This window comes from Streptomyces spinosus, assembly GCF_020400655.1.
GTDB classification, from domain to species: domain Bacteria; phylum Actinomycetota; class Actinomycetes; order Streptomycetales; family Streptomycetaceae; genus Streptomyces; species Streptomyces argyrophylli.
Genome location: NZ_JAINRC010000016.1, coordinates 37,028 through 49,475, shown reverse-complemented (window position 1 = coordinate 49,475; position 12,448 = coordinate 37,028). Strand labels below are relative to the sequence as shown.

Here is a 12,448-nt window from a genome sequence, read left to right as displayed (position 1 = left end):
GGGGCTCGTACGAACACACGGGCGGGAACGGCCGGCCCGCCGTTGATCACGGTACCCGCGAGTCCCTCCGCCTCGCGTCACCGGCTCGACGGCCGACCGCACCCGCCCGCGAACCGCCCCGGACCGCTCCTGCGAAACGGCCCCCGCCGGAGGCAGTACCCTTTGATCAGACACGCGACCCATCCCACAACAGCACACGCGGCCGAGGAGTCACCCGGATGAGCACCACCCAGAGCGAGAGGCTGCGAGAGCTGCTGGAACCGCTCGTCACCTCCCAGGGGCTGGATCTCGAAGAGATCGCCGTGGACTCCGTCGGACGCAAGCGGGTGCTGCGCGTGGTCGTCGACTCCGACACCGGGGCGGATCTGGACGCCATCGCCGATGTGAGCCGCGCGCTCTCGGCGAAGCTGGACGAGACCAACGCGATGGGTGACGCGGCGTACGACCTGGAGGTCGGAACCCCCGGCGCGGAGCGCCTGCTCACCGAGCACCGGCACTTCGTGCGCGCCACCGACCGGCTCGTGAGGTTCCAGCTCACGGAGGGCGGCGAACTGGTCGCGCGGATCGTGAAGGTCGACGACGAGGGCGTCGACGTCGAGGTGCCCGGCGTGAAGGGCCGCAAGGCCACCGCCCGCAGACTCGGCTTCCCGGAGATCGCCAGGGCGCGCGTGCAGGTCGAGTTCAACCGCAAGGACAGCGCCGGCACGGCCGGCGAGAAGAACATGAAGGAAGAGGAGGAGGCGTAGCCGTGGACATCGACATGAGCGCCCTGCGGGGCTTGGTTCGGGAGAAGGAGATCTCCTTCGACCTGCTGGTCGAGGCGATCGAGTCGGCCCTCCTCATCGCCTACCACCGCACCGAGGGAAGCCGCCGGCACGCGCGCGTGGAGCTCAACCGGGAGACCGGGCATGTGACCGTGTGGGCGAAGGAGGACCCCGACGACCTCGCCGAGGGGCAGGAGCCCCGGGAGTTCGACGACACCCCGTCCGGCTTCGGCCGCATCGCCGCCACCACCGCCAAGCAGGTCATCCTCCAGCGGCTGCGCGACGCGGAGGACGACGCGACGCTCGGCGAGTACGCCGGCCGCGAGGGCGACATCGTCACCGGAGTGGTCCAGCAGGGCCGCGACCCGAAGAACGTGCTGGTGGACATCGGCAAGCTGGAGGCCATCCTGCCGGTGCAGGAGCAGGTGCCCGGCGAGACCTACCCGCACGGCCTGCGCCTGCGGTCGTACGTCGTCCGGGTGGCCAAGGGCGTGCGAGGGCCGTCCGTCACCCTCTCCCGTACGCACCCGAACCTGGTGAAGAAGCTCTTTGCCCTGGAGGTGCCGGAGATCGCCGACGGGTCCGTGGAGATCGCCGCCATCGCCCGTGAGGCCGGTCACCGCACCAAGATCGCCGTACGGTCCACCCGTTCGGGCCTGAACGCCAAGGGCGCCTGCATCGGCCCCATGGGCGGCCGGGTGCGCAACGTGATGGGCGAGCTGAACGGCGAGAAGATCGACATCGTCGACTGGTCGGACGACCCGGCGGAGATGGTCGCGAACGCCCTGTCACCCGCTCGGGTGAGCAAGGTGGAGGTCGTGGACATGGCCTCCCGGTCCGCGCGGGTGACCGTGCCGGACTACCAGCTGTCGCTGGCGATCGGCAAGGAGGGCCAGAACGCCCGCCTGGCCGCCCGGCTGACCGGCTGGCGGATCGACATCCGGCCCGACACCGAGCAGGCCGGGGAGTAGACCGGGAGCACCCGGGGCGCCGGGGGGAATAGATCCAAGCCGCCCGGCGCTGAGATCACGACAACAGCCGTTCGATTTTTGCCCCGAAGGGGTGAGGTCGGTACGGGGAGGTAGACTTAACGGTGTCTGGCCGGACGCACGCCGGAGCATGCCCTGAACGCACCTGTGTGGGGTGCCGGAAGCGGGCGGCCAAGAACGATCTCCTGCGGATCGTGAAGACCGGGGACACGTGCGTCCCCGATCCTCGCGGTACGCTGCCCGGCCGGGGTGCGTACGTACACCCCGCCCTGGTCTGTCTCGACCAGGCGGTACGCCGCCGGGCGTTCCCGCGGGCACTGCGCGTCCCGGGACCGCTCGACACAAAGGCGTTGCGTCGATACGTCGAGCAGACAACAGTTGCCGAGCAGGCAACGCCGTAAGACAAGCCGCACGGAACCCCGTGCGGTCTGGTACCTCGCGAGTCGAAAGCAGGTCGAGATTGCGATGAGCACTCGATGAGTACGCGATGAGTACGCCCATGAACTAGCGACGGTCCGGCTTCAACCCGGACCTCAAAGGAGCGAAGTGGCTAAGGTCCGGGTCTACGAACTCGCCAAGGAGTTCGGTGTCGAGAGCAAGGTCGTCATGGCCAAGCTCCAGGAACTCGGTGAATTCGTCCGTTCGGCGTCTTCGACCATCGAAGCGCCGGTTGTACGCAAGCTGACCGACGCCTTCCAGGGCGGTGGCAACGGCAAGTCCGCCGGCAAGCCCGCCCCGCGCAAGGCCGCCCCCAGGCCCGCCGCGCCCTCTCCGGCGCAGGCGGCACGTCCGGCTGCCCCGGCCCCGAGGCCGGCAGCCCCCAAGCCTCCGACGGCGCCCGCTGCCCAGCAGCCGGCCGCCCCGTCGGCCCCCTCGGCGCCCGCCCAGGCCCCGACCCCGGGCCCGCGCCCGGTGCCGGGTCCCAAGCCCGCGCCGCGTCCGGCCCCGGCCGCCCCGGAGTTCACCGCTCCGCCGGCCCCGGCCGCGCAGACCCCGCAGGCTCCGGCCGCCCAGGGTCCGCGTCCCGGCGCCCGTCCCGGTGCCCCGAAGCCCGGTGGCGCCCGTCCGGCCCCCGGCCAGGGCCAGGGTGCCCGTCCGGGTCAGGGCGGTGGCCGCCCCGGTGGCCAGGCCGCGCGTCCCGGTGCCCGTCCGGCCGGTCCGCGCCCGGGCAACAACCCCTTCACCTCCGGCGGCAACGCCGGCATGGCCCGTCCGCAGGCCCCGCGCCCGCAGGGCGGCCCGCGTCCCGGCCCCGGCGGCGCTGCCGGCGCCGGCCCCCGTCCGCAGGCGCCCGGCGCCCAGGGCGGCGGTCCGCGTCCGCAGGCTCCGGGCGGTCCCCGGCCGTCGCCGGCCGGCATGCCCCGGCCGCAGGGCGGTCCGCGTCCCGGCCCGGCCGGTCCGCGTCCGAACCCCGGCATGATGCCGCAGCGTCCCGCTGCCGGCCCGCGTCCCGGCCCCGGCGGCGGTCGCGGCCCGGCCGGTGCCGGTCGTCCCGGCGGCGGCGGTCGTCCCGGCGGCGGCGGCTTCGCCGGCCGTCCCGGTGGCGGCGGCGGTGCCCGTCCGGGCGGTGGCGGCGGCTTCGCCGGCCGTCCCGGCGGTGGCGGCGGCTTCGGCGGCGGTCCCGGCGGTGGCGGCGGTGGCCGTCCCGGCTTCGGCGGCCGTCCCGGCGGTCCCGGTGGCCGTGGTGGCACGCAGGGCGCCTTCGGCCGTCCCGGCGGTCCGGCGCGTCGTGGCCGCAAGTCGAAGCGGCAGCGTCGCCAGGAGTACGAGGCCATGCAGGCCCCGAGCGTCGGCGGCGTGATGCTGCCGCGCGGCAACGGCGAGACCATCCGTCTCTCCCGCGGCGCGTCGCTCACCGACTTCGCGGAGAAGATCAACGCCAACCCGGCGTCCCTCGTCGCGGTCATGATGAACCTCGGCGAGATGGTCACCGCGACCCAGTCCGTCTCCGACGAGACCCTCCAGCTCCTCGCCGACGAGATGAACTACACGGTTCAGATCGTCAGCCCGGAGGAGGAGGACCGCGAGCTGCTCGAGTCCTTCGACATCGAGTTCGGCGAGGACGAGGGCTCCGACGAGGACCTGGTGGTCCGTCCGCCGGTCGTGACCGTCATGGGTCACGTCGACCACGGTAAGACCCGACTGCTCGACGCCATCCGCAAGACGAACGTCATCGCGGGCGAGGCCGGCGGCATCACCCAGCACATCGGTGCCTACCAGGTCGCGACCGAGGTCAACGACGAAGAGCGCAAGATCACCTTCATCGACACCCCGGGTCACGAGGCGTTCACCGCCATGCGTGCCCGTGGTGCGAAGTCGACCGACATCGCGATCCTGGTCGTCGCGGCCAACGACGGCGTCATGCCGCAGACGGTCGAGGCGCTCAACCACGCCAAGGCGGCCGACGTGCCGATCGTCGTCGCGGTCAACAAGATCGACGTCGAGGGCGCGGACCCGACCAAGGTGCGCGGTCAGCTGACCGAGTACGGCCTGGTGGCCGAGGAGTACGGCGGCGACACCATGTTCGTCGACATCTCCGCCAAGCAGGGTCTGCACATCGACTCGCTGCTGGAGGCCGTGATCCTCACGGCCGACGCCTCGCTCGACCTGCGGGCCAACCCGAACCAGGACGCGCAGGGCATCTCGATCGAGTCCCGTCTCGACCGCGGCCGCGGTGCCGTGGCGACGGTCCTCGTGCAGCGAGGCACCCTGCGGGTCGGCGACACGATGGTCGTGGGCGACGCCTACGGTCGCGTGCGCGCCATGCTCGACGACAACGGCAACAACGTGGCCGAGGCCGGCCCGTCGACGCCGGTCCAGGTCCTGGGCCTGACCAACGTCCCGGGTGCGGGCGACAACTTCCTGGTGGTCGACGAGGACCGTACGGCCCGTCAGATCGCCGAGAAGCGCGCCGCCCGCGAGCGCAACGCGGCCTTCGCCAAGCGCACGCGCCGTGTCTCGCTGGAGGACCTGGACAAGGTGCTCAAGGCCGGCGAGGTCCAGCAGCTGAACCTGATCATCAAGGGTGACGCTTCCGGTTCGGTCGAGGCCCTGGAGTCCTCCCTGCTCCAGCTGGACGTCGGCGAAGAGGTCGACATCCGCGTCCTGCACCGCGGCGTCGGTGCGGTCACGGAGTCCGACATCGACCTGGCGATGGGCTCGGACGCCATCGTGATCGGCTTCAACGTCCGCGCGGCCGGCCGCGCGGCGCAGATGGCCGAGCGCGAGGGCGTGGACGTCCGGTACTACTCGGTCATCTACCAGGCGATCGAGGAGATCGAGGCGGCCCTCAAGGGCATGCTCAAGCCGGAGTACGAAGAGGTCGAGCTGGGTACGGCGGAGATCCGCGAGGTCTTCCGCTCGTCCAAGCTGGGCAACATCGCGGGTGTCCTCATCCGCTCCGGCGAGGTCCGCCGCAACACCAAGGCGCGCCTCATCCGCGACGGCAAGGTCATCGCGGAGAACCTCAACATCGAGGGACTGCGTCGCTTCAAGGACGACGTCACCGAGATCCGCGAAGGCTACGAGGGTGGTATCAACCTCGGAAACTTCAACGACATCAAGGTCGACGACGTCATCGCGACGTACGAGATGCGGGAGAAGCCGCGGGCGTAACGCCTGTGGTGCGCGCTGGCCGGCGGGACTGCGGTCCCGTCGGCCAGCGCGCCGTTTTCCGCCGGGCGCCCGTCCGGCCGGCCGCACCGAAACCCTGTCGAGCCACCGGCGGGTACGCGGTACGGTTCTTGATGTCCCCGGCCACACGGACCCGGGGCCATCGATCCCGTACCGGCGGGTGAACCGGTTGCACATGTACGTGGGGACTCTGTCCTTCGACCTCCTCCTCGGCGACGTCCACTCGCTGAAGGAGAAGCGCTCCGTCGTCCGCCCGATCGTCGCCGAACTCCAGCGGAAGTACGCCGTGAGCGCGGCCGAGGTGGACCACATGAACCTCCACCGGCGGGCGATCATCGGCCTCGCCGCGGTCTCCGGCGACGCGGCGCACCTCACCGACGTCCTGGACCGGTGCGAGCGGCTGGTCGCCGGCCGCCCCGAGGTGGAGCTGCTGTCCGTACGACGGCGCTTCCACGGCGACGACGACTGACCACGAAACGCAAGCAAGAAGAAAGAACGGGAGACGGACCAGTGGCCGACAACGCGCGGGCTAAAAGGCTGGCGGACCTCATCCGGGAGGTGGTGGCCCAGAAGCTGCAGCGCGGGATCAAGGACCCGCGGCTCGGCTCACACGTCACCATCACGGACACCCGGGTCACGGGTGACCTCCGGGAGGCGACCGTCTTCTACACGGTCTACGGCGACGAGGAGGAGCGGACGGCGGCGGCCGCCGGCCTGGAGAGCGCCAAGGGCATCCTGCGCTCCGAGGTGGGCCGCGCGGCCGGGGTGAAGTTCACGCCCACCCTGACCTTCGTCGCGGACGCCCTGCCGGACACCGCCCGGACCATAGAGGACCTCCTCGACAAGGCCCGGCAGTCCGACGAGAAGGTGCGCGAGGCGGCCACGGGCGCCACGTACGCCGGCGGCGCCGACCCGTACCGCAAGCCGGCGGACGACGACACCGACACGGACGGCGACGCCACCGAATGACCCCGAAGCACACCACGCCCGACGGCCTCGTCATCGTCGACAAGCCGTCGGGCTTCACTTCGCACGACGTGGTCGCCAAGATGCGCGGGATCGCCAGGACCCGCCGCGTCGGCCACGCCGGCACCCTCGACCCGATGGCGACCGGCGTCCTGGTCCTCGGAGTCGAGCGCGCCACCAAGCTCCTCGGGCACCTCGCGCTCACGGAGAAGGAGTACCTGGGCACGGTCCGCCTGGGCCAGAACACCCTCACCGACGACGCCGAGGGCGAGATCACCTCGTCCACCGACGCCTCCAAGGTGACCCGGGACGCCATCGACGCGGGCATCGCCAAGCTGACCGGCGACATCATGCAGGTCCCGTCCAAGGTCAGCGCCATCAAGATCGACGGCGTACGGTCGTACAAGCGGGCCCGTGAGGGCGAGGACTTCGAGATCCCCGCCCGGCCGGTGACCATCTCCTCCTTCGCGGTGTACGACGTCCGGGACGCGGTCGCCGAGGACGGCACACCCGTGCTCGACCTGGTCGTGTCGGTGGTCTGCTCCTCCGGCACCTACATCCGCGCCCTCGCCCGTGACCTGGGCGCCGACCTCGGCGTCGGCGGCCACCTCACCGCGCTGCGCCGCACCCGTGTCGGCCCCTACCGGCTGGACGCGGCGAAGACGCTGGACCAGCTCCAGCAGGAGCTGACCGTGATGCCGATCGCCGAGGCCGCCACCGCCGCGTTCCCGCGCTGGGAGGTCGACGCCAAGCGGTCCCGGCTGCTGCTGAACGGCGTCCGGCTGGAGATCCCCGAGGAGTACGCGGGAGCGGGTCCCGTCGCCGTGTTCGACCCCGAGGGCCGTTTCCTCGCGCTGGTCGAGGAGCACCGGGGGAAGGCGAAGAGCCTGGCCGTGTTCGGCTGAGGCGCCGGGGCCCGAACCCCGGAATCCCGGGTGGTCTGCCGTGGAGCGGCGGCCGGCCACACGGGGTCGGTCCTGCCGCCGCTCCACGGTCCCCCCTCGGTTCCCCCACCCCTAGGGTTATCCAGCGACATCCGCCTATTCACCCGTCCGGGCAGGCGCTCGGAGTGAACCGGGGGAGCGGAAGGGGGCGCGTTCCTCGCGCGATCTTTCCGGCCGATCATCCCGCGCCTACCGTCGGAACCAGGTCACGGGGACGGGCGGGGAGGTACGAGCATGACGGAACGGGGCCCGCGGAGCGGGCGCCGGGGGCTCGGGGGCGAGGGGCGACCGTCCGAGCGGCGCGCGAAGGGGGAGCGCGCGGACAGGGGCGGCGCGCAGGGGGAACGGCCGTCGGGAGCGCGCGGGGACGAGCACCGCGCGGGCGGCGCGCCGGCCGCGGGTCCGGATGCCCGGGCCGCCGCCCTCGTACGCATCCGGGACCTGGCAGGGCGCCCGCGCGGACTCGGCTTCCTCGCCGATCACGAGGGCACCCTCCTCACCAGCCACGAGGCCGTCGACGGGCTGCCCCGGCTGGTGCTGCACGCCGGAGAGGACCGTACCTGCGTGGTCGGCCCCGACGCGGTCACCGCACTGCCCGGTCTCGGCCTCGCCCTGGTGCGCACCGAGGGCCTCGGTGTCGAGCCGCTGCCGCTGACCGTGCGGGAGCGCATCGACGCCGGCACCTACGTACGGGTCGCCGCCGGCTGCTGGCGCGAAGCGCGGGTGCTGGCCGCCACGCAGGTGACGTACACCGCCACGGACCGCTTCCACCTCCTGGACGACGCACTGGAGCTCGCGATCGGCACGGCAGGCCGGGACGCGCTGCGGCTGGGCGGCGGCGCGGCCGGCGGACCGGTGCTCGACGCACACACCGGCGCGGTCGTCGGCGTCCTCGGCACCGCCCTGCACAGCGCCCAGCGCGACGCCGGCTTCGCGGTGCCGCTGCGGCCACTCGACGGCGCCCTCGCCGACCTGCTCGCCCGCAACGCGGCCACCGTGCCCGCGTTCGGCGCCGACCTCAACCTCGCCGGCGTCCTCCAGCTGACCACGACCCCGGCCGGGCACGACGGCCTCGCGGGCGCCGTCGAGCCGGTCGAACGTCCCGGCGTCGCGCGTGGGTTGGCCGCCTTCGCCGCCGGCGACCGGCCCGTGCTCGGCCTCGTCGGCGCACCGGGCTGCGGGCGTACGACGGAACTCGCGGCGCTCACCGCCCGCCGTGCCCGGGGGGAGCGGCCGGCCCCCACGCTCCGGCTGCGCGGTGCCGATCTGAGGGACACGGACGACTCGGTGGCCGACGCGGCCCGCCGCAGCTTGGCGCGTGCCGCCCGGGCCATCGCCGCGTCCCGCTCCGGCCGGCCCGACGACCTGGGCGACGTCACGCCCGAACGCGTGGCCCGCCTCGCCGCCCGGGCCGGCCGCCCGCTGCTGATCCTCCTGGACTGCCCCGAGGAGATGCCGCCCGCCCTCGCCGACCGCCTGTCCGCCTGGGCCGGGAGCACGGCCACCTGGCTGGCCGGAACGGGAACCCGCCTGGTCGTGGCCTGCCGGGAGGAACACTGGGAACGCACCGGCCGGGCCTTCCCACCGGACGTCCTCCACGTGCCGGGCGACCCGCGGGAGCCGGACCACGGGGTTCCGGCGGAGAACGGAGAGCCGCAGGGCACGCTGCCCGGAACCGGGCCGGACCGTGCGCCGGCCGGCCCTGCGCGCCCCGGGAGCGGCAGGCCGAGACCGGCCGACTCCGTGGCTCAGGCGGACAGTGCTGGTGCGGGGTGTGCGTCGGCTGACTCTGTGGGTGAGGCTGACGGCGCTGGTGGCGGGTGTGGCTGGGCCGGGCCTGCGGTCGAGGCGGACGGTGTTGGTGTGGGGCGCGGGTCGGCTGAGCCCGGCGTCCCGGAGTGTGGCGGGGAGTCGCTGCGCAGCGCACCGGCCGGTCCTCCGGCTGCGCCCCCGGGTCCAGCCGGACTGGGCGAGCCGCCGCACGGTCTCGCCGGTCGCCCGCCCTCGGCCGGCGGCGCCTCGGCCGGCGGCGCCGAACCGCGGGTTCCCCTGCCCCGGTTCGCCCTCTCGGCGGGCAGTCCCGAGCCGCATCACCTCCCGGCGGGTCTCGCTTCCCCGGAGGACAGCCCCGAGCCGCACGGCACCCCGGTCCGCCTCACGTCCCCGGCGGGCCTCACGTCCCCGGCGGGTCTGATGTCCCCGGCGGCCCTCACCTCCCCGGCGGGTCTGATGTCCCCGGCGGCCCTCACCTCCCCGGCGGGTCTGACGTCCCCGGCGGGTCTCACGTCCCCGGCAGGCGCCCCCGAGTCGGACTTCCTCCCGGCGGGTCTCGCCCCCCGGGCGGGTGGCCCCGAGCCGCATCACCTCCCGGCGGGTCTCGCTTCCCCGGAGGACAGCCCCGAGCCGCACGGCACCCCGGTCCGCCTCACGTCCCCGGCGGGCCTCACGTCCCCGGCGGGCGGCCCCGAGTCGGACTTCCTCCCGGCGGGTCTCGCCCCCCGGGCGGGTGGCCCCGAGCCGGATCCCCTCCCGGCGGGTCTCGCTTCCCCGGAGGACAGCCCCGAGCCGCACGGCACCCCGGTCCGCCTCACCTCCCCGGCGGGCCTCACCTCTCCGGCAGGTCTCGCCTCCCGGGCGGGCAGCCCCGAGCCGGGCCTCCTCCCGGCAGGTCTCACGTCCCCGGCGGGCCTCACCTCCCAGTCGGGCGGCCCCGAGGCGGATCTCCTCCCGGGCCGTCTCGCCTGCCCGTCCGACAGCACCGCACCGGGCCGCACCGCCCACACCCGCGAGACCCCGCCCCGGACCCGCACCGCACCCACAGAACCGGCTACCGGCGAAGCCCCCCGCACCCCGGCCACCGACCCCCTTCCGCCCTGTCTGCGGATCGGGGACTTCTCGTTCGAGGAGGCGCGGTGGGCACGGGCGCGGTACGGGATTCCGGAGGGCGTGCTCGATGAGCGGGACGCGCGGCATCCGCTCGTGCTGCGGCTGTTGTCCGAGGTGCGGGCCGCCGTACCCGACGCACCGGTCGCCGGGCCCGTCGACCGGCACGACGTGTTCGCCGCCTACCTCGACCTGATGTGCCTGCGCATCGCGGACCGCCTCGCCGCCGCCGGCGGTCCGCGCGCGACGGCCGTCCGGCGGCTCGCGGCGCGGGTGGCCGGGCAGGTGCACGAGGCCGCCCGGCGCAGCCTCGGACCGGGGCAGGGGGAGCTGGACCGGGAGTCGTTCGAGGCGCTGTTCCCCCGGGGCCCCGCCCCGGCCCGGCTCGGCGGCGGTACCGGCTGGGCGTCCGCCGTGCTGGCCGAGGGCCTCCTCGTGCCGGCCGGTACCGGCTACCGCTTCGCCCACGAGGAGCTGGCCGACTGGATCCAGGGCACGCACCTGGACCTGGACGCGGCGCTGGCAGCCCTGGTGCACCGCGCCGGCGAGCCGAGCGCGGCCCGCCCGGTCGCTGTCCCGCACCACCGCGTCGGCCCCGTTGTGCAGGCGCTGCTGCTCCTCGTCCGCCAGCAGGGCCCCCGGCACCTCGCCTTCCGGCTGCGGGAGCTGGTGGACGCGCTGGACCGTGACACCGGCTCCTGGTGGGCCGCGCGGCTGCTCGCCCGAACCCTGCTCCAGGTCCCGGACGCGACGCCGTACACCGAGGTGCTGCGCCTGCTCGCGGACCGTGTCGTCGCCTGGCACGGCGCCGGGCGGCCCGTACCGGCCGACTTCCGCCCCGCCTTCTGGACCGGCCTGCCCCTCCCCGACGCCGAGCGCGTGGACGTGCTGCGCCGCCTCGTCCTGGCGGACCCGGCGCCGCCCGCGGCGGGCGACCGGTACCTGGACGCCGTCGCCGGACTGCTCGCCGCCGCACCGGCCGTCGTACAGCCCTTGCTCACCCAGTGGTTCACGGACGAACGGCCGCTGCCCGCGACCCCGCACGCCACCGTGGCCACCGCCGCGCAGGCGCTGCTGCACACCCACCGGCACGGTGCCCTGGACGATCTCACCGAGGTGCTGGTGGCCTGCGCGCACCGGCGTGCCGACGAACTGCTCGCCGTCCTCGCCGAGGAGGAGCCGTCGGCCCTGTGCCGGGCGGTGGACCGCTGGGCGCACGACGAGCGCCCCGCCCGCCGGGTCGCGGCCGTGGCCTTCGCCCTGCGAGCCGCCCCCCACGCCCGCTCGGACGCCGACCGCGAGCTGCTGCGCTACGCCGCCCTCACCCTGCTCGCCCGCCCCGCCGACCGCAGCCTGCACGGCGCCGCGCTGGCCCTGCTGGTCCGCGATCCCCGCACCCGGGACCGCCACCTGCCCGCGGCGCTGCGCCACTTCACCGACGGCGACCCGCAGTTCCCGCCCAGCGCCCTCGTCCCGGCCCTCACCACGCACCCGGAACCGGTCCTGGAGGCCTTCCACGCCCGCCTGTGCGCTCCGGGCGCCGGTGGTCCGGACACCGGAGCGGTCCTGCGCGGTCTCACCCAGGTCCCCACCGCGGCCCTGGCCCACCGGGCCGCCGTCCTCGTCCGGGAGGCGCTGTTGCAGTGCCCGGAGACCGCCGGACCCGTCGCCGGACAGGTCGCCGCCCAGGTCGAGCGCCGCCTCGAACAGGGCCCCACCGCCCGCCCGGTCCTGCTGCCCCTCGTCACCGGCCTGCTCGACGGCGGCCCCGAACCGCTCCGGGCGGCCCTCGCCACCGTCCTCGCCGTCCCCGGCACCCCCGCCTCCCACCCGCTCCGCCGCGAGCTGCTGGAGTTCCTGCTCGCCCGGGAGGAGGACCCGTCCGTCCTGCTCGCCGTCCTGCACGGGGCCACGGAACACGGCGGCCGGGCGGAGGAGGCCCGCGGCCTGGTCCACCGCACCGGCCTGCTCCTCGTCCGCACGCCCGAGGGAGCCACCCGTTTCGACCGCGCCCTGGTCGACATCGGCCGGCACGTGCCCGGCTTCGCCGCCCGCATGGCACGCTGGCTGACGGAGGCCCCGGACGACTGGGCGGCCGTGGTCGGGCCCAGCGCCCGCCGCACGATCGAGAACCTGTCGGGCGTGCGCGTACCGGCCTGAGCGGCGGCGGGAGCGTGCGCCCCGTCACAGCCCCCATGCCGATGCTGGCGCGGAGCACCCGGCATGGCACCCTTAGACCTGCACGACGAGGTCAAGGTAGACACGGACA

Annotated in this window: 8 protein-coding genes; all 8 read left to right on the top strand. The window is 74.5% G+C overall.

Annotation, left to right across the window (positions count from 1 at the left end; translation table 11 throughout):
- The first annotated feature begins 218 nt into the window (after positions 1-218).
- The 8 genes from rimP (at position 219) to LG395_RS28720 (ending at position 12,339) form a co-directional block, all read left to right on the top strand.
- The gene (gene rimP / locus LG395_RS28755) at positions 219-746 is read left to right on the top strand and encodes a ribosome maturation factor RimP (protein WP_171152339.1); all 528 of its coding nucleotides are present in this window, start codon (positions 219-221) and stop codon (positions 744-746) included.
- A 2-nt stretch (positions 747-748) separates the two neighbouring features.
- Positions 749-1,735, top strand: a complete 987-nt coding sequence (gene nusA, locus LG395_RS28750) for a transcription termination factor NusA (RefSeq protein ID WP_171152338.1) — start codon at positions 749-751, stop codon at positions 1,733-1,735.
- Between the two features lie 122 nt (positions 1,736-1,857).
- Entirely contained in the window at positions 1,858-2,154 is a 297-nt protein-coding gene (locus LG395_RS28745; RefSeq protein ID WP_171152336.1) for a YlxR family protein, read from the top strand.
- A gap of 145 nt (positions 2,155-2,299) precedes the next feature.
- A complete protein-coding gene (gene infB, locus LG395_RS28740; RefSeq protein ID WP_225811716.1) occupies positions 2,300-5,368 on the top strand; it encodes a translation initiation factor IF-2 in 3,069 nt (1,022 codons plus the stop codon).
- 193 nt (positions 5,369-5,561) lie between these two features.
- On the top strand, positions 5,562-5,855 hold the full coding sequence (locus LG395_RS28735) for a DUF503 domain-containing protein (protein WP_030656066.1): 294 nt from the start codon (positions 5,562-5,564) through the stop codon (positions 5,853-5,855).
- A 41-nt stretch (positions 5,856-5,896) separates the two neighbouring features.
- The gene (rbfA, locus tag LG395_RS28730; protein ID WP_030656068.1) at positions 5,897-6,355 is read left to right on the top strand and encodes a 30S ribosome-binding factor RbfA; all 459 of its coding nucleotides are present in this window, start codon (positions 5,897-5,899) and stop codon (positions 6,353-6,355) included.
- Positions 6,352-7,257 carry a tRNA pseudouridine(55) synthase TruB gene (gene truB / locus LG395_RS28725; RefSeq protein ID WP_225811715.1) on the top strand — a complete coding sequence of 302 codons (906 nt, stop codon included), beginning with the start codon at positions 6,352-6,354 and terminating at the stop codon, positions 7,255-7,257. Before rbfA ends, truB begins: the two co-directional genes overlap by 4 nt.
- Positions 7,258-7,530: 273 nt before the next feature.
- Positions 7,531-12,339 carry a trypsin-like peptidase domain-containing protein gene (locus tag LG395_RS28720; RefSeq protein WP_225811714.1) on the top strand — a complete coding sequence of 1,603 codons (4,809 nt, stop codon included), beginning with the start codon at positions 7,531-7,533 and terminating at the stop codon, positions 12,337-12,339.
- The last annotated feature ends 109 nt before the right edge of the window (positions 12,340-12,448 follow it).